A 17,745-nucleotide genomic window follows, 5' to 3' on the forward strand; every position below is an offset into this window, starting at 1 on the left:
GTCAGAAGGCCGGGAACGCCCAGCCGGAGGGGTGGAAGGGGGCGCGCTCGCCGCGGAAGGCGAGCGAGGCGGCGGCGAGCGCGCCGGGACGCAGCTCCTCCACGCGGCCCGCCGCTGCCAGCGACGACAAGGTGGTGCCGCCCAGGTAGGCCGCGCCCAGCTCGGCGGCGGTCAGCCGCAGGTCGGGATGGGCCCGCGTACGCTCGCAGGACACCGACTCGCCGCCGGCCGTCAGGCGGTAGCGGCCCGCGTTCCACGGGCAGAAGGCGTCCTGCACCTCCAGCACCACGTCCAGCGGCGCCGCGTACCCGCGTGCCGCCAGCGCCCGCGGCACGTCCGCGAGCCGCACCCACAGGTTGTCCATCACGGTGGCGTGCGCCGCGCGCGGATCGGACATCAGGTGGATCAGCGGCTCGTCCACGGCCCCGTCGTAGGCCAGCTCGCTGTGCGCGTCGAGGTCGATGAGGAAGCGCCACAAGGCGGCGTACGCCTGCCTGGTGGTGGCCGCGACCTCGATCACCCGCACAAGAGGCGGCTTGGAGCGGTAGAGGGCGTAGCCGGTGACCTCGCCGCCCCGCTCGGTGTGCACGGCGAAGCGCAGCGCCGTGCCGCCGTCGCGGGCCCGCTCGTCCTCGGCCAGGCGCGCCTCCCAGAACCGGTCGGTGCGGTCCACCCACCCGACCCCGCTCCTGCGCGCGGTGTCGTAGACCTTCTCCAGCAGCGGCCTGGCCTCGTGGCGGCCGAGCAGGCGGATCGTGCCGTCGCCGACGTCGGTGCCGGGCCGCAGGCCCATGAACCTCTTGTCGCCCCTGATCAGGGCCACCTGGCTGGCCAGGCCGTAGCCGAAGCGGCCGTAGATCGTGGCCTGGGCGGCGTTGAGCGCGGCGAACGGCTCGCCGCCCGACTCGTACAGGTCGGTGAGCTGCCTGCGCATCATCGCGGTGAGGATCCCGCGCCGGCGGTGGGTGGGCAGGACCGCGACGAGCGTGATGCCCGCTACCGGCACGGACACCGGCGCCGTCCAGCCGGGCACCGTCATCACGCGGCCGTAGATGGACGCCCCGCCGACGATGTCGGGGCCGTCGCAGGCGGCCAGCGTGCGTGCCGGGTCGAGGGAGCGGGCGGCGTTGCGCAGCCCGCCCTCGCGCCGCCAGTCCTGGCCGTAGGTGGTGGTGACCATGCGCGCCCAGGCGTCGATCTCGTCCGCTCCGATGGTGCGCAGCGGATAGGTGGTTGTCATGCTTCGAGCGTGGCCGGATAAAGATCCATAGCGCATCAGGTTTTTTCGGTATTTATATGCTGGCGCGATGATGGCGGAGCGCGTGGTCAGTCCGGTGTTCGTCGGCCGGACGGAAGAGCTGTCCGAGCTGGCCGCGGCCCTCGGCACGGCCATCGAGCAGGGGCCGGCGGTGGCGCTGGTGGCCGGCGAGGCCGGCATCGGCAAGTCGCGGCTGCTCGCCGAGTTCGCCGGATCCCTGGGCGATCGGGCGATGGTGGTCGAGGGCGCGTGCACGGAGCTGGGCAGCGACAGCCTGCCGTACGCGCCGTTCGTCACCGTGCTGCGCAGGCTGATCCGCGTCGAGGGCGCGCTGCCCGGCCCCTACCGCCAGCTCGCCCGCTGGTTCCCCGAGCTGGGCGACGCGGGCGACGCCGAGGGTGGCAAGCACCGGCTCTTCGAGGAGGCGCTGACGCTGATCGAACGGGTCGCCGCGCACCGCCCGCTGGTCATCGCCGTCGAGGACCTGCACTGGGCGGATGCCGCCACCCGCGAACTCCTCGGCTTCCTCGCCAGGAACCTCGCCCAGCCCGGCGTGCTGCTCACGATCACCTACCGGCCCCCCGAGATCGGCGACGGGCGGCTCGGGCCGCTGCTGTCGGAGCTGTCCCGCCGCCCGCGCACCACCCTGCTCCGCCTGCACCGCCTCGACCGGCAGGGCGTGGCCCGCCAGCTCGCCGCGATCCTCGGCACCGAGCCGGACGCCGCCGCCGTACGCCGGGTCCACGAGCGCAGCGACGGCAACCCGCTGTTCGTCGAGGCCCTGGCCCGCGCCGGCGAACGCACCCCCGACAGCCTGCGCAGCCTGCTGCTGTCCGGCCCGCGCGCGCTGCCGGGACCGGCTCGCGAGCTGCTGCGCATCGCCTCCGTGGCGGGCGGCAGGGTCGGGCACCGGCTGCTCGCGCAGGTGGCCGGGCAGGACGGCGCCGAGCTGGACGCGCTGCTGCGCGAGCTGATCGACGCCAGCCTGCTCGTCACATCGGGCGACGGCTACGACTTCCGCCACGCGCTGATCCGGCACGTGGTGTACGAGGACCTGCTGCCGGGCGAGCGGGCCCGCCTGCACGCCCGCTACGCCGAGGCCCTGCGCGGCTCCGGCGCCTATGCCGAGCTGGCCGCCCACGCCAGTGCCGCCGGGGACCGCAGGCTGGCGCTGACCGCGGCGTACCGGGCGGCGGGGCAGGCGCGCCGCACGTACGCGTACGAGGAGCAGGCCCGCCTCCTCGGCCAGGTGCTCGACTTGTGGGACCCGGACGTGGACCTCGGCGTGGACAGGATCGGCGTGCTGACCGAGGCCGCCGAGGCGTGCATGCTCAGCGGCGACTACGCACGGGGCGTGGACCTCGCCGCCGAGGGGCTGGCCGAGGTGGACGAGCGGCGCGAGCCGGAGCGCGCCGCCCTGCTGCTGGAGCACCGGGGCAGGCTACGGCACCGGCTGAGCATGACCGGCGTCACCGACTGGGAGCACGCCCTGGAGCTGCTGCCCGCCGGAGACGGCCTGCAGCGGGGCCGGCTGCTCGGCGTGCTGGCCATGGGGCTGCTGCCGGAGGTGGACAGGGCGCGCGAGCCGTTCGAGGAGGCGCTGCGGATCGGCCGCCTCACCGGCGACCCCTTGGTCACGGTGCGGGGCCTGCTCGGCGTGGGCCTGATGCGGCGCGACCTCGGCATGCTGGAGGAGGCGCGTACGCTGGCCGCCCGGCTCGACGGCCACGACCTGCTCATGACGGTCCCGATGTACGAGGCGCTGCTGCACACCAGGGCCGGCGACCACCGGCGCGCCATCGCCGCCGCCCGCGAGGGCATGCGCCACGCCCGCCGCTACGGCCTCGGCCGCAGCCGGGGCGCGGAGCTCGCCCGCTACGCAGGGCGCGGCCTGATCCTGGCGGGACAGTGGGATGAGGCGGCCGAGCTGCTGCGCGACGGCCTCCAGGAGGATCCGCCGCCGCTGTCGCGGCAGGCCCTGCTCATCCTCTCCGGACGGCTGGCGCTGCTGCGCGGCGACCTCGCCGCGGCGGCCGAAGCCGCGTCCGCCGTCGAGCACGCGGGCCCCGGCAGCCCGTACGGCCGCCATCAGCTCCTCTGCCTGCTCGCCGCCGCCCAGGGCGCGTTCGAGCGCGCCGACCTGCTGCTGGAACGGGCCCTCGCCGACCCCGACCTCACCCGCGTCTACAGCAGCGACGCCCGCCCGGTGCTGGTGGCGGGGGCGCTGGTGCAGCGGGCCAGGCTCGCTCACGGCACGGGGGAGGCGCTGCGGCGGCGGGTCGCCGAACGCCAGGCCGAGCTCGCCGCCGCCGACGCCCGGCTCGGCGTGGACGGGCGGCTCGACCGGGCCTGGCAGGTCACGCTCCACGCGCTGCTTGATGACGACGGCTATGACCGGGCGGCCGAGGCATGGCGGGAGCTGCGCCAGCCGTACGAGCTGGCGCTGTGCCTGTACCACGGCGCCCGCGTCGCGCTGGCGGCGGGCGACCGCGAGGGCGCGACGGCCCGGCTGCGGGAGGCGGCGCGGCTGGCCGACGACCTGGGCGCGGCGCCGCTGGCCAGGGAGATCGCCCTGCTCGGGCGGCCCCGGCCGGCGCAGGAGGGGCTGACCGAGCGCGAGCGCGACGTGCTCAGGCTGATCGCCGAGGGCCTGTCCAACCGGCAGATCGCCGCCCGCCTGCACATCTCGCCGAGCACGGCGGGCGTGCACGTCTCCCACATCCTGACGAAGCTCGGCGCGGCGACGCGTACGGAGGCGACCGCCATCGCCTTCCGCGAGGGGCTGACCGGCCCTTGACCTGTTCGTCCAGCTTTACCTATGTCACACTGGACGAGTGTCGTACATCGACGTGTTGATCCTGCGGCAGCTCGCCCAAGGACCGGCCCACGGCTACGAGCTGCGCAAGCAGGTGGAGGCCGGCACCGGTTACGTGCTGCACAACAACTCCCTGTATCCGGCGCTGCGCCGCATGGAGGAGGCCGGCGTGGTGGTCAAGACCGCGCAGGCCCAGGAGAAGCGCCCGCCGCGCCACGTGTACGAGATCACCGAGGCAGGACGCGAGCTGCTGCACGACCTGCTGGCCGAGCTGCCGCCCGAGAGCGCAGGGGACGAGGCGGAGTTCCTGTGTCGCGTAGCCCACTTCGACCTGCTGGCGCCTGGGGAGCGGCTGGCCGTGCTCGACGCCAGGGAGAAGGCCGTCGAGGCCAGGATGGCGCACCTGCGCTCCCTGGACGAGGGGGCGCGCGACGACCGGTGGGGGTCGCTGGTCACCCGCGAGATGATCCGCCGCGGTGAGTCGGAACGGGGGTGGCTGCGCGAGCTGCGCGCGCGAGCCGGGGAGGGCGCATGAGCACGGGGACGTGGTGGTTCCTGGCCGGGTACGCGGGCCTTGCCGGGCTCTTCCTGCTGGAGGCGCTGGCCCGCCACGACGGGCCTGCCGTGAGCATGGACGCCTCGCCCGACGACCGCGGCACCTCCCTCATGATCGGCCTGGCCTTCGCCGTCGCCGCTTGCCTGCCGCCGCTGCTCCGCCTCCTGCCGGCCGGATCGCTGCCCCTGGCCGTGGCCCCCGCCGGCCTGGTGATCGAAGGGGCGGGTCTGGCGCTGCGCGGATGGTCGATGCGGACGCTGGGCCGCTTCTACTCCCGAACCCTCCGCATCGAGGGCGACGGGCACCGGCTCGTGCGGACGGGGCCGTACCGGCTGGTGCGGCATCCCGGCTACGCGGGCTCGCTGCTCATCTGGGCGGGGTTCGCGCTCACCTCGGGCAGCGCCGTCGCTCTCGTGGCCGTGGCCGCCCTTCTGGGCTGGACGTACGGGCGGCGTATCGCCGCCGAGGAGCGGATGCTGGAGCGGCGGCTCCCCGAGTACGCGGACTACCGGGCCGTCACGGGCGCGCTGATCCCGTTCATCAGGAGGGCGGGCGGCCCGCGCGGCTGAAATTCATCGCGTATCTCTGAGCCTCACTCAGGCAGGTCCTCCGTACGGACCCGGCCCCCGTCGAGCACGACGACCCGGTCCACGAGGTCCAGCGTCGCCCGCCGGTGCGTGATCCACACGGTGGTGCAGCCGGCCAGCTCGCTGCGCAGCCGCCGGAGCAGCCGGGCCTCGGTGCCGGCGTCGAGCTGGCTGGTGACCTCGTCGCAGATCAGCAGGGCGGGGCGGCGCAGCAGCGCCTGAGCGAGGGACAGGCGCTGCAGCTCCCCGCCCGACAGGTTCCGGCCGCGCTCGCTGAGCGGCGTGCCGAGCTGCTCGGGCAGGCCGCGTACGGTGTCGGCCAACGCCACGACCTCCAGCGCGTGCCACAGGTCCGCCTCGCTCGCGTCCGGACGGGCGAGGCGGAGGTTGTCGGCCACGGTGCCGGAGAAGACGAACGGCCGCTGGTCGGCCAGCGCCACCCGGCGGCGCAGCTCGTCGTCGGGGATGTCGCGCAGGTCGGTGCCGTCGAGCGTGATCGTGCCCTCCGTGGGCGTGAGCGCGGCGGCCAGCAGGTAGCCGAGCGACGACTTGCCGCTGCCGGTCGGACCGAGCACGGCCGTGGCCGACCCTGGCGGCAGGTCGAGGTCGATGCCGTCCAGCACCGGCGGCACGCCAGCGGGCGCGCCGGGGTAGGCGAAGCGGACGCCGCGCATGGACACGGCGACGCCCGTACGGGGCCGCGTACTCGTTCCGGCGGCCGGCCTCGCACCCGGGACCGCGCCCGGCCCGGCGCCCGGCCCGGCGGCCGGCCTCGCGCCGGGCACCGCATTGAGCCCGGCCGCCGCCTCTGCTCCGCCCGGCCTGGCACCGGGAACGGCCGCGGCACCGGCGCCCGCTCCCGCACCCGGCGCGGACTCGTCCTGGCCGGACCCGGCGGGCGCGTCGATGATGGCGAACAGCCTCCTGGCGGCGGCCAGCGTGGTGCCGAACTCCGAGGCGAACGCCTCGACCGCCGTCAGCGCGGGCCCCAGCGCGAGGGCCACGGCGACCGACACCCACCACGCGAGCATGGTGATCCTGCCGTCCTGCCACAGGTACGCGCCGGCCAGCGCGATCGCGCACACGGTCGCCGCCAGCACGGCGGTGTTCGCGGCGCTCCGTGAGGCGGTGCGGACGGCCAGCGTCCGGGTGCCGGCGGTGGCGCGGGCGTCGAGCGCGTCGAGCCGGTCCTGCCACTGGCCGAGCGCCCGCAGCAGCGTCAGCTCGCGCAACCCGCCGATGCTGTCGGTGACGTGCGCGGCGATCTGCCCCCGGGTGTGCTGCCGCCGCCGGGCCGCACGTTCGGACGCGCGACGGCCGAGCAGCGGCACCACCAGGCCGGAGACCGCCGCACCGGCCAGCAGGATCACCCCGAGCGCCGGGTCGGCGGCCACGGCCAGGCAGGCGGCCGAGCCGATGGAGACGACGGCGGCGGCGATCGCGGGCGCGATCGTGTGGGCGTAGAAGACCTCGACGCTGTTGACGTCGGCGGTGGCGCGCGCGGTGAGGTCGCCGGAGCGGTGCTGGTGCAGCACGCCGCGCGACAGCCGGGTCAGCGCGTCGAAGAACGTGACGCGCAGCCTGGCCAGCACGGTGAACGCCACCCAGTGCCCGAGGTACTGCTCGCCGTAGTGCGCGGCGCCCTTGGCGAGGGCGAGCACCGCGATCAGCACGGCCGTCCCCGCGATGCTGATCTCGTCGATCCTGACGACCGCGCCCACGGCGACCGCGAGGATCGCGATGCCGCAGGCCAGTTGCACCACGCGCAGCGCCGTGGAGAGCGCCAGCGGGATCGCGAACGGCCGGGCGAACGCGGCCAGCCGGGCGATCATCGTGCCACCGCCTTCTCGGCCTGGACCTCGATGACCCGGTCGGCGACTCCGCTGAGCGCGGGTGAGTGGGTGGCGACGATGATCGTACGGGTGCCGCGCAGGCGGCGCAGCGAGTCGATGATGAGCTGCTCGGAACGCGCGTCCACGTGGCTCGTCGGCTCGTCGAGCAGCAGCACGGCGGCGTCGATGAGCAGCGCGCGGGCCAGCGCCAGCCGCTGCGCCTGCCCGCCCGACAGCGTGAGGCCCTCCTCGCCGACGCGCGCCTCCAGGCCGCCCGGCATCGCCTCCACCTCGGCGGCCAGCCGCGCATCCCGCAGGGCCTGCCACATGCGTTCCTCGCTCGCGGTGGGGTCGGCGAGCCGCAGGTTGCTCGCGATGGTGCCGCTGAACAACCAGCTGTGCTGGGGAACCAGCGCCAGGCCCGGCGCGCCGCCCCCGGCCGCGGGGAGGCGTACGGTGCCGCTGCGCGGCGCCAGCTCTCCGGCGATCACCGACAGCAGCGTGGACTTGCCCGCGCCCGACGGGCCCACGAGCGCCACCATCTCGCCCCGGCGCACGCTGAACGTCACGTCCGTCACGACGTCCGGCCCGTCGCCGTGGCCCGCGGTGACCGCGACCAGCTCTACCGCATCCCGTTCGTCACCGTCATCGGGATGGGCTGCGGGCGCGGCCGTGTCACCGTGGTCCGGGGCCGCAGGGCGTTCACCGGCCAGGGCGGCGAGGATCTGACGTCCCGCGGCCCGGCCCGTCATGGCGATGTAGAAGAACTGGCCGACGACGCTGATCGGCTCGGTCAGCAGCAACGAGATCAGCACCAGCGCCACGGCCGTGCCCGCGGAGATCGCGCCCGACGCGTACCGCGACAAGGCGAGCGCGGTGCCGGTGCCGATCAGCCCGCCGTAGAACACCACGTCCGTGATGAGCAGCACGAGCTGGTTGCCCGCCAGCAGCCGCATGGTGGCGCGGCGCTGCCGCTCGCTCTCCTCGGCCAGCAGTTCGGATCGGCGCTGCGCCGCGCCCAGCAGGGTGAGCAGCCGCAGCCCCTGAATGGACTCCAGGAACTGCGCGGCGAGGCGCCTCGACTGCGTCTGGTACGCGGCGGAGGACGCGCGGAACAACCGCTGGAACCCGCCGACCACCGGCGGCACCGCCACCACGACCGCCAGCAGCACCAGCGCCGAGGTCACGTCGATGACGAGCGCGACGACCACCACGACGACCAGGGGAGTGGTGACCGACGCGACCAGCGGGCCGAGGAAGCCGCCGCGCCAGGCGGCGAGCTTGGCGGCGCTCTCGGTGGCCAGCGAGGCGAGCGAGCCCGTCACCGGGCCGCCGCCCGCGCGGGCCTCCCGCCGCGTCCCGCCGGACAGGACGAACCGGTGGATCCTCGCCCGTACGCTGACCTCCGCCACACCTTCGCCACGGCCGCGCGCGACGCCCTGGCCGACGGCACCGGCGGCGGCGAGCACGATGCCGCCCGCCATCGTCGCGAGCGCAGCCCACAGCCGGTCGCCGCCGGCCATGACGTCGTCGATGAGCCGGCCGATGCCCAGGTAGCACGTGCACAGGCCGACCGCGACCAGCCAGCCGCAGGCAAGGGTCGCCAGGACGTGGGGTCGTACCGGCAGATCGAGCCGGGATGGTGACAGGTCGGGGCTGGCGGGGCTCATCGCATCTCCTCGGGGTGCAGCCAGCGGGCGATCTCCTCCAGCCCGTCGGCGACGCGCACGCCGCCCGTGCCGTACGAGATCCGCGCCGGCAGGAGCTTGACGCGGCCGTCGCGCACGGCGGGCAGCTCCGCCACGGCCGGGTTGTCCAGGACGCCGGCGAACGACTCCCGGCCCTTGCCGGTGACGTCGATCAGCAGGATGGCGTCGGGGGCGGCGGCGATGAGCTGCTCGGCGGTGACCGGCGCGGTGGCGCGCAAACCGATCTTATCGGCCACCAGGTCCCCTCCGGCGCGCTTCACGAGATCGGAGGCGAGCACATCGGCGGCGTTGATGAACGGCCTGCCCGCCTGGTTGGACAGGATCGCCACGCCGGGCCGCCGCGCGGGCTCACCGAGCCGCGCGGCCACGTCGCGGGCGCGCCGGTCGAGCTCGGCGTTCAGCTCGGCGGCCGTGGACTCGGCGCCGAGCGCGGTGCCGAGCAGCGTCAGGTTCTGCTTGACCTCCTCCAGGGTGCTCCAGCCGTTGCCGATGGCGATCATCGGGATGCCGGCCTTGGCGAGCGCGGCCCGGGCGTCACGCTCGCCGCCGTGCCTGGTGGTGACGAGGATGAGGTCGGGGGCGAGAGAGATGATCTGTTCGGGGTCGGGATCGTTGCCCGGCGGCAGCTTGGTGGGGACCTTCGCCATCTGCTCGGCGTGGCTGGACAGCGACGCGCCGGCGCTGGACGCGGGGACGGCGATGAGCCGGTCGGGGCCGGCCAGCTCCATGGCGGCTTCGGCGGTGTCCGGAGAGAGTGCGGCGATGCGCTGCGGCCGGGCGGGGATCGTGATCTGCCGTACGGGGTCGCCGGGCACCTGGACGGTGCGCGGGAAGGCGGCGTCCGAGGGGTGGTTCGCGGGTGCGGCGGGCGCCGGGGCGCACGCGGTGAGCAGGCCGAGGCCGAGCACGGCGGCGGCGAGGCGGATCAGGGTGGGGTTCACGGGTTCTCCAAGGCGGTGACGGTGAGTGAGCCGGTGACGTCGTCGGGGCGGACCACGGCGCCGACGCCGTACGCGGTGGCCAGGTGATCGGGGGTGAGCACGGTCGCGGGCGGGCCGCAGGCGATCACCCGGCCGCCGGACAGCAGGGCCAGCTCGGTGCAGTAGCGGGCGGCGAGGTTGAGGTCGTGCAGCACGACCAGCACCGTGCGCCCGGCGCCGGCGCAGCCGCGCAGCAGCCGCAGGACGTCGAGCTGGTGGCGCAGGTCGAGGGCGGAGACCGGCTCGTCGGCCAGCAGCACGGGGGCGTCCTGGGCGAGCGCCTTGGCCAGGAGCACGAGCTGGCGCTCGCCGCCCGAGAGCGTGGCCACGCTCCGCCCGGCCAGGTGCGCGGTGCCGGTGGCGGCCATGGCGCGCTGTGCGGTCCGGTGGTCGGCGGCGCTTTCGCGGGCGAAGCGGCCGAGGTGCGGGTGCCGTCCCATGAGCGTCACCTGGTAGGCGGTGAACGGGAACGGCAGCGCGATGTCCTGGGGCAGGTAGGCCACGTCGCGGGCCAGCTCTTGGGGTTTCCTGGCGTGCACCGGGCGGCCCGCGAGCAGCACGCGTCCTCGGCTGGGGCGGTGCAGCCCGGCGATCGTCCGCAGCAGCGTGGACTTGCCCGCGCCGTTGGGGCCGACCAGACCCACGATCCGCCCCGGCGGCACGGCCAGCTCGACATCGTGGAGCACCGCGTTCCCGTCCAGGTCCACGTGCAGGCCGTCGACGGCGATCATCGGGCGCTCCTTGCGGACCAGAGCACCAGCAGCAGGAACACCGGCGCGCCGGCGAACGCGGTGACCACGCCGGTCTGCAGCGCCACCGGCACCGGCGACATCCGCGCCGCCGTGTCCGCCAGCACCAGGAACGCCGCCCCCAGCAGCGCGCTCGCCGGGAGCAGCAGCCGGTGGTCGGGCCCCGCGACCAGCCTGACGATGTGCGGCGCCACCAGGCCGACGAAGCCGATCACCCCGCTGACCGACACCGCCGCCCCGGCCAGCAGGGACGCCAGAATCAGCAGGAGGTGCCGGGTGCGGGTCACGTCCACGCCGCCGGTGCGCGCCGCGTCGTCGCCGAGCAGCATCACGTTGAGGTCGCGGGCGAACGCCGGCGTCACTGCCACACCGGCGAGCACCGGGCCGGCGATGAGCCGGACGTGCTCCCACGTACGGGCGTCCAGATCGCCCTGCAACCAGAAGACGACGCCGCGCAGCGACTCCTCGTCCGGCGCGTTGGCCACCAGAACGGACACGACCGCGCCGAGCAGCGCATTGAGCGCGACCCCCGCCAGCAGCACGGTGGCCATGCCCCGCTCCCGGCCGAACGCCCCGATCGCGTAGACCACGGCCACCGTGACCAGCGCCCCGGCGAACGCGGCGGCCGGGAGCACGAGGCCGCCAGCCGCGCCCGAGGTGATCGCCAGCACCGCCCCCACGGCCGCGCCCGACGACACGCCGGTCACGCCCGGCTCGGCCAGCGGGTTGCCGAACAACGCCTGCATCACCGCGCCCGCCACGCCCAGCGCCGCGCCGGCCAGCGCCGCCACCAGGACTCTCGGCAGCCGGAGCTGCTCGACCACGAGGACGTCCTGTGCCGTCACCCCGTCGCCCGGCAGCCCGAGGTGGGCGGCCAGGATCGTGGCGACGTCGCCGGGCGCGACCGGGACGGGGCCGAGCGAGACGGCCGCCATGCCCGCCGCGACGAGCAGCACGGCCAGCCCGGCGAGGGTGACGGCGGTCCTGGGGCGCGGTCTGGGGAGGGGTTCTTCGGGGGTGGGTTCGATCATGCGGCACCACATGCAAAGTCCGACATGGTCGAGAATGATAATGATTATCGTATTGAGTGGGAAATCGGGGGGTCGCGCAGCCGCCATGACGCAGCGGAGGTGGGACGGCGATCAGGGGGGACGGAGACCATGAGAGGGACCGCCAGAGACGGGAGCGCTGAGGCGATGGCGACGGAGCCAGGGAAGCCGGGGCAGGCGAGCAGGCGTCAGGGAAGCCGGTGGCGGTGGTAGGCGAGGAGGGCGAGGGCCGCGATCCCGCAGGCGGCGGCCACCGCGCCCATGACCCATCCGTAGCCGGCCGCCTGGGCCAGAGCGACGGCGGCGAGCGGCGCGAGCGCCTTGTCGGCGACCGCGAACAGCGCGATCCGGCCGGACAGGCCGGCGTAGGCGGCGGTGCCGTACCGCTCGGCGAGCAGGTGCGGCAGCGTGATCGTGCCGACCCCGAACCCGATCCCGAACAGCAGCACGCACGCGACCGCCCCCGCCGCGTGCGCCGCCACCACGGGCAGCAGCAGCGCCCCGGCGCCCTGCACGGCGAAGACGCCCGCGGCGACCGGGGCGGCGTGCCAGCGGCGGCGCAGGCCGGTGGTGACCACGCGGCCGGTGACCGACAGCACGCCGAGCAGCCCGGCCACGGTGGAGGCGAAAACGGGGGAATGCCCGACGTGGACCAGGTAGGTGACCAGCAGCACCGCGATCGTGGCCACCGCACCGCTGTGCGCGGTGAAGGCCGTCGCCAGCAGCCAGAACGGCCGCGCCCGCACGGCCTCCCGCACCAGATCGTCCCGGGCCTTGGCGGCGGCCCTCGCGGCATGGTGCGCCGGCCTGCGCAGGACGAGGGCGTGCAGCGGGATCGCGGCCACGCCGTACCCGATGCCGAGGACGACCAGCGCCTGACGCCAGCCGTAGCGCTCGACGAGCAGACCCGACAGCGGCAGGAACACCGCCGATGCGAACCCGGCCACGATGGTCACCGCGAGCAGCGCGTTCGCCCGCCCGCGCCCGTGCGCAGGACCGTCGAACCAGGCGACGATGACGGCGAACGCCGGCTCGTACAGCACCATGGCCGAGGCCACGCCGATACCCAGGAACGCGGCGTAGAGCTGGAGCAGGTCGTGCGCCTGCGACCACCCCAGAACGGCCAGCGTGCCCAGCACAGAACCGGCCGTCATCAACCCCCGCCCGCCCCGCGCGTCCAGCCACCTCCCCGCGGCCGGGGCGCACAGGGCGGTGGTCAGCACGGCGAGCGTGAGCGCACCCGCGACCTGCGTACCGCTCGCGCGCAGGTCCCGGGCCATGGGGGCGAGGAAGACGGAGAAGGCGTAATAGAGCACCCCGTAGCCGATGGTCTGCGTGACGGCCAGCGCCGCGACCATCCGCCACCCCCGGTGAAACCGGCGCCGGCCGGTGGCGGCGCCAGGACCTCGGTCTCGGGCGAAGCGCGCGCGTCTGCGTTCGTGCATGACCTCAGCCTGCGCCCGGACAGGGCGCGGACGTGGATCTCCGGCGGTGAGTCGTCCGGCCGGGAAGGCGGTAATGTCCCGGGCCATGGCCTTCGACCACAACGAGCATTACCACGACCTGCTCGTCAGGGAAGTCCCCGAGGGCGCGAGCAGAGCCCTCGACGTGGGGTGCGGCGCCGGCGCGTTCGCCCGCCGGCTGGCCGGGCTCGGCCTGGAGGTCGACGCGATCGACACGGTCCCCATGCTCGATGCGGCGAGGAACATGCCGGAATCGGTGCGTTTCCGGCAGCTCGACATCACCTCGGCCGACCTCCCCGAGCGGCACTACGACTTCATCTCCTGTCTGGCGAGCATCCACCACGTGCCGTTCGCCACGGTGACCCGCTTACGCCGCGCGCTCGCCCCGGGCGGGCGGCTCGTGATCCTGGGGCTGTACCGCGAGAGCACGCTGACGGACTTCCTGGTCAGCATGGCGGCGGTGCCCGCGAACGCGGTGGCCCGCCTGGTGACGGCCGGAAGACCGCGAACCGGCCGGGCCGTGATGCCGACGACCGACCCCGTCATGACGCTGCCGGAGATCAGGGCCGCCGCCGCGGACCTCCTTCCCGGCGCCACGATCCGCCGCCTCCTCTTCTGGCGCTACCTCCTCGTCTACACCGAACCCCGGGAGACGAGCGCGGGCTGAGAGCAGGACGGGCGGGTCAGGCGGGATGCCAGCCGAGGGCGGGGCCCAGTTTCGTGGCGATGTCGGTGAGGATCTGTACGTAGTCCTCGTGCTCGAAGGTGAACGGCAGCGCGAAGGCCACCTCGTCGATCTCCTGGAACGCCGCGTGCGCGTACAGCCGCTCGGCGATCTCGGCGGATTCGCCGACGAAGTCCGGAGAGAACAGCATGCGGGCGGGACCCTGCGGTGCGGCGGTGCGGGGCAGGCGCTTGGCCGCGTACTCGGCGTACTTGGCCTTCTGCTCCTGGGTGGCCGAGTCGGTGGGGATGACGACGAGGCCCTGGGAGACGCGGGCCTTGTCACCGTGCGGGTGGCGGGCGCGGAACTCCCGGATGTGGGAGAGCTGGATCTGGGCGAAGTCCTCCGACTCCTCGGCCTTGACGACGCTGCTGGTGAGGAAGTTGATGCCCTGCTCGCCGGCCCAGCGGGCCGAGCGCAGGCTGGCGCCGCCGTACCACATGCGGGAGGCGAGACCGGGCGAGTGGGGCTGTACCCGGTCGGAGAAGACCTCGAAGCCCTCGGTGCCGCTGAAGGAGGTGGCCGGTTCGCCGCGTACGAAGCTCAGCAGCAGGCGCACCCGCTCGTAGCTGAAGTCCTCCGCGTCGGCGGTGTCCGGGTAGAGGGCGTCCTTGATCTGGTCGTAGTGCATGGGCGGGCCGACGCTGACGCCGGGGTTGAGCCGGCCGCCGGACAGGATGTCCACGGTGGCGAGGTCTTCGGCCAGGCGCAGCGGGTTCTCCCAGCCGAGGGGGATGACGGCGGTGCCGAGTTCGATGCGGGTGGTGCGCTGGGTCGCGGCGGCCAGGACGGCGACGGGGGAGGAGATGCCGTACTGCAGGTGGCGGTGGCGCACCCAGGCGCTGTCGAAGCCGAGCTGCTCGCCCAGCTCGATGATGCGCAGGGTCGACTCGTGTCCGGGGCGCGGGTCGTTCCCGTCGAACAGCCCGATGGTCAGGAAACCCAGCTTGCGCAGGGGGCGCGTGGGCAGCGGCACGGCGGCTTCCTCTCTCCCGCGATATTGCCTATCCAAAAGGTAGGTTATATCGGGACAAGGAGGAACTTGTCAGGGGATGGCGCGCAACACCCGGAAATTGTGGGTTGCGTCGCGTTCGAGCTGCTTCACCAGGCCGTACTCCCACTCCAGGTACGCCTCCATGGCCTCCCGGGGATTGTCCGTGCCCTCGTACGGCCGCCGGTACCGGTCGTTCGGGGCGACCGCGTATCGCACGGAATCCGTCTCCAAGCCCTCCCACGCCCCGGTGCCGCCGTCCAGCGCGAACACCGGGACGGAGGTGAGGCGGCGCAGGTCGGCCGCGGCGAAGCGGGCCAGCACGCCGGTCGGCGAGGTGACCACGTACCGCTCGGCGTCCCCGATCGCGCCGAGCGCGGCGGGCAGCAGCGCCCTGGCGGCGTACCAGGCGCCGGGGACGTGCCCGGCGGCGTACGCACGGCTGGGCCCGACGTCGATGACCACCGCCGAGCGGCTGTCCAGCCAGGTGCGCAGGGTCGCCGCGTCCACGGTGTCCATCCGGGGCGGCTCGGGATGGAGGGGCGGCTCCTCGCCCTTCCAGACCAGGTCATCGGGCGCGGCCGGGCTGATCGCGTACGTCTCCCAGCCCATCTGGGCCAGCCACGACCCGGTCATCGCGGCGCGGACCCCGTCGTCGTCCACGACCACGATGCGCGCGCCGCGCACCGGCGCGTAGTGGTCGGTCTCCTGCACGAGCTGCCCGCCGGGCGCGTGGCGGGCCCCGTCGAGGTGCCCGGAGGCGTACTCGGCGGCGGAGCGGACGTCGAAGACGTACGTGGTGCGCCCGGGCTCGCGCAGGCCGGGCAGGTCTCGAGCGCCGATGAAGGCGACCCCGGCCCGCTCGGCGACGGCGCGGGCCCCCGCCACGGCTCGGGCGTGGTGCTCCGGCGTCACGGCGGGCGGTGCCGTCCTGGTGGCGCCGTGGTCGAGGCGCTGCCCGGCGAGCGTCCAGCCGATGGTGCCGTCGCGCAGCGCCGCGACCGGGTTGGGCAGGCCGGCGTTGATGAGGGACTGCGCGCCGATGATGCTGCGGGTGCGGCCCGCGCAGTTCACCACGATGGGGGTGGCGGGGTCGGGCGCCAGCTCGCGGACGCGCAGCACCAGCTCCGCGCCGGGCACGCTGGTGGCGGTCGGGATGCTCGTGGTGGCGTACTCGTCGAACGTGCGCGCGTCCACGATGACCGGCGGCGTGCCCGCGTCGATCAGCTCCCGCACCCGCTGCGGCGGCAGCGATGGAGTGCCGGCGACCGACTCGACCAGCTCGCCGAACGCCTTGCTCGGCACGTTCACGTCCTGGAAGATCTCACCGCCCGAGGCGATCCAGCCGTCGAGCCCGCCCTCCAGCTCGTGCACGCGGGTGTAGCCGAGCCGCCGCAGCACGCCGATCGCCCGGGAGGCGGGGGAGTCCGCGTCGCCGTAGACGACGATCGGGGTGTCGCAGCGGGGGATGCGCCGCCAGGCGTCCAGCTCTAAGCGGGAGAGCGGGAAGCTGGCCGCCCACAGCGGGTGGCCCCGCGCGTGGACGGCCTCCTCGCGTACGTCGGCGATGACGACTTCGCTGCGGCGCAGCAGCAGCGCCCGCACCTGCTCGGCGTGCATCGGAGCGGCTCTAGCGGATCTCGACTTCGGACCAGTCGAGCCCGTCGAGGTTCACCACGATCGCCTCCTGCGTCGTACGCGCGATGACCACGACGGCCTCGGTCTCCGGGTCGGGGTTCTCCTCCCGGTGCGGCACGTACGGCGGCACGAAGATGTAGTCGCCCGGATCGGTCTCGACGCGGCGCTCCACCGGCTGGTCGCCCTCCACGTCGAGGAAGACGAAGACGGGATGGCCGGAGACGACGTAGATGGCGGTCTCGGAGGCCCCGTGGTGGTGGTTGCCCGACGCCGTGGACGCGGCGACGTGCGTCTGCCCCATCCACAGGTTGGCCGAGCCGACCGTCTTGCCGCTGATCGCCTCCAGGCGGGTCATGCCAGAGGTCTGCGTGGTCTGGCCGAGCAGCCCGCTCGGGGCCACGTGGTGCAGGGTGCGGTGGAACGGGTCGATCCCGGCGGGCACGAGCACACCGCTGGGCGTACGGACGAGGTCACGGTCGGGCATCAGGCTCCTTTGGCGAGGACGAGGTCGTGCGGGGGCACCTCGGTCAGGACCGGGGTCGTCAGCAGGCGGCGCAGCGTCTGCGCGACGCGTTCGGACACGGCGGGCTTGACGCCTCTGCGCGTCCAGAGCGCCAGCGGCAGCGGCTTGGGCCGGGGGAGGTCGTCGCGGGGCACCAGGCCGTCGGGGGTCTGCCCGAGCGTCGCCAGCAGCGCCACGCCCGCGCCCGCGCTCACGGCGGCCTGCACCCCGGCGAGCTGGTTGGCCTCGGCGGCGATCGCGACGGGCACCGCGTGGTGCGCCAGCGTGGTCAGCGCGCGGTCGCGCAGCGCGCAGGGATGGTCGAACGCGACGACCGGCAGCGGCTCGCCGTGGCGGGGCGGCGTCCAGCCGGGCGCGGAGTACCAGGTCAAGGCCAGGTCGCCGACCGGGGTGGCGTGCGGGTCGTCGGCGGGGCCGATGAGCAGGGCCAGGTCGATGCGGCCTGCGGCGAAGCTCTCGCGCAGCTTGGTGCCGCGGTCGATGCGGAACTTCACGCCGTAGCGGGGCGCGGCCCCGTCGAGCGCGGTGGCCAGGTGCGGCAGGAGCTGGGCGGCGGCGTGCTCGGTCGAGCCGATGACGATCGTGCCGCGCGGCTCCTCGCCGAAGCTGCGCAGCCCCTCGTCGTGCAGCGCGAGGATGCCGCGCGCCAGATTGAGCAGCTTCTCGCCGTCGGCGGTGAACCGGGAGCCACGCCCGCGCCGCTCCACCAACGGCCGCCCGATCGCCGACTCCAGCCGGCGGACGTGCTGGCTCACCGCCCCCTGGCTCAGGTGGAGGGCGTCGGCGGCGCGCTGGAAGCCGCCGGCGTCGGCGACGGCGACGAAGCTGCGCAACGGAGCGATGTCCAGCGTACGGTTCATGAACGCCAGCA

15 protein-coding genes are annotated in these 17,745 nt (G+C 74.6%); 4 read left to right on the forward strand and 11 right to left on the reverse strand.

Going from position 1 to position 17,745, the window contains the following annotated elements:
• Position 1: 1 nt before the first annotated feature.
• Positions 2–1,240, reverse strand: a complete 1,239-nt coding sequence (locus ACFMQL_RS33750; protein ID WP_364051572.1) for a GNAT family N-acetyltransferase — start codon at positions 1,238–1,240, stop codon at positions 2–4.
• A 67-nt stretch (positions 1,241–1,307) separates the two neighbouring features.
• Between ACFMQL_RS33750 and ACFMQL_RS33755 the strand changes: the two genes are divergently transcribed.
• Genes ACFMQL_RS33755 through ACFMQL_RS33765 form a run of 3 tightly spaced genes read left to right on the forward strand, consistent with a single transcriptional unit; the run spans position 1,308 to position 5,198 of the window.
• Positions 1,308–4,055 carry an ATP-binding protein gene (locus ACFMQL_RS33755; protein ID WP_378788823.1) on the forward strand — a complete coding sequence of 916 codons (2,748 nt, stop codon included), beginning with the start codon at positions 1,308–1,310 and terminating at the stop codon, positions 4,053–4,055.
• Positions 4,056–4,092: 37 nt separating this feature from the next.
• Positions 4,093–4,608 carry a PadR family transcriptional regulator gene (locus ACFMQL_RS33760; protein ID WP_378788825.1) on the forward strand — a complete coding sequence of 172 codons (516 nt, stop codon included), beginning with the start codon at positions 4,093–4,095 and terminating at the stop codon, positions 4,606–4,608.
• Positions 4,605–5,198 (forward strand): isoprenylcysteine carboxylmethyltransferase family protein, encoded by a 594-nt coding sequence (locus ACFMQL_RS33765; RefSeq protein WP_364051563.1) that lies wholly within the window; start codon positions 4,605–4,607, stop codon positions 5,196–5,198. Before ACFMQL_RS33760 ends, ACFMQL_RS33765 begins: the two co-directional genes overlap by 4 nt.
• Before the next feature lie 23 nt (positions 5,199–5,221).
• Here ACFMQL_RS33765 and ACFMQL_RS33770 read toward each other — a convergent pair whose 3' ends face one another.
• The 6 genes from ACFMQL_RS33770 to ACFMQL_RS33795 all read right to left on the reverse strand — a co-directional run bounded on the left by ACFMQL_RS33770 (position 5,222) and on the right by ACFMQL_RS33795 (position 12,893).
• Positions 5,222–7,048, reverse strand: coding sequence for an ABC transporter ATP-binding protein (locus ACFMQL_RS33770; protein ID WP_364051560.1), 1,827 nt, complete (start codon positions 7,046–7,048; stop codon positions 5,222–5,224).
• Entirely contained in the window at positions 7,045–8,718 is a 1,674-nt protein-coding gene (locus ACFMQL_RS33775; protein WP_378788827.1) for an ATP-binding cassette domain-containing protein, read from the reverse strand. Before ACFMQL_RS33775 ends, ACFMQL_RS33770 begins: the two co-directional genes overlap by 4 nt.
• On the reverse strand, positions 8,715–9,698 hold the full coding sequence (locus ACFMQL_RS33780; RefSeq protein ID WP_364051554.1) for an ABC transporter substrate-binding protein: 984 nt from the start codon (positions 9,696–9,698) through the stop codon (positions 8,715–8,717). Before ACFMQL_RS33780 ends, ACFMQL_RS33775 begins: the two co-directional genes overlap by 4 nt.
• The gene (locus ACFMQL_RS33785; RefSeq protein ID WP_378788829.1) at positions 9,695–10,468 is read right to left on the reverse strand and encodes an ABC transporter ATP-binding protein; all 774 of its coding nucleotides are present in this window, start codon (positions 10,466–10,468) and stop codon (positions 9,695–9,697) included. The genes ACFMQL_RS33780 and ACFMQL_RS33785 overlap by 4 nt, the downstream gene beginning before the upstream one ends.
• A complete protein-coding gene (locus tag ACFMQL_RS33790; protein WP_364051548.1) occupies positions 10,465–11,517 on the reverse strand; it encodes an iron ABC transporter permease in 1,053 nt (350 codons plus the stop codon). Before ACFMQL_RS33790 ends, ACFMQL_RS33785 begins: the two co-directional genes overlap by 4 nt.
• 206 nt (positions 11,518–11,723) lie before the next feature.
• On the reverse strand, positions 11,724–12,893 hold the full coding sequence (locus tag ACFMQL_RS33795; RefSeq protein ID WP_364051545.1) for an MFS transporter: 1,170 nt from the start codon (positions 12,891–12,893) through the stop codon (positions 11,724–11,726).
• Between the two features lie 172 nt (positions 12,894–13,065).
• Between ACFMQL_RS33795 and ACFMQL_RS33800 the strand changes: the two genes are divergently transcribed.
• Complete coding sequence (locus ACFMQL_RS33800; protein ID WP_364051542.1) at positions 13,066–13,665, forward strand: class I SAM-dependent methyltransferase; 600 nt, start codon at positions 13,066–13,068, stop codon at positions 13,663–13,665.
• Between the two features lie 16 nt (positions 13,666–13,681).
• On the opposite strand, the gene ACFMQL_RS33805 is transcribed toward ACFMQL_RS33800, so the two are convergent.
• The 4 genes from ACFMQL_RS33805 to ACFMQL_RS33820 all read right to left on the reverse strand — a co-directional run bounded on the left by ACFMQL_RS33805 (position 13,682) and on the right by ACFMQL_RS33820 (position 17,734).
• Complete coding sequence (locus ACFMQL_RS33805; RefSeq protein ID WP_378788832.1) at positions 13,682–14,698, reverse strand: LLM class flavin-dependent oxidoreductase; 1,017 nt, start codon at positions 14,696–14,698, stop codon at positions 13,682–13,684.
• Between the two features lie 69 nt (positions 14,699–14,767).
• The gene (locus ACFMQL_RS33810) at positions 14,768–16,333 is read right to left on the reverse strand and encodes a rhodanese-like domain-containing protein (RefSeq protein ID WP_364051536.1); all 1,566 of its coding nucleotides are present in this window, start codon (positions 16,331–16,333) and stop codon (positions 14,768–14,770) included.
• A 10-nt stretch (positions 16,334–16,343) separates the two neighbouring features.
• Entirely contained in the window at positions 16,344–16,835 is a 492-nt protein-coding gene (locus ACFMQL_RS33815; protein WP_364051533.1) for a cupin domain-containing protein, read from the reverse strand.
• Positions 16,835–17,734: a LysR family transcriptional regulator gene (locus ACFMQL_RS33820; protein ID WP_364051530.1), complete on the reverse strand. Its 900-nt coding sequence runs from the start codon at positions 17,732–17,734 to the stop codon at positions 16,835–16,837. The genes ACFMQL_RS33815 and ACFMQL_RS33820 overlap by 1 nt, the downstream gene beginning before the upstream one ends.
• Between the last annotated feature and the right edge of the window lie 11 nt (positions 17,735–17,745).

It is taken from the genome of Nonomuraea fastidiosa (assembly GCF_042751225.1).
Taxonomy (GTDB): Bacteria; Actinomycetota; Actinomycetes; order Streptosporangiales; family Streptosporangiaceae; genus Nonomuraea; species Nonomuraea fastidiosa.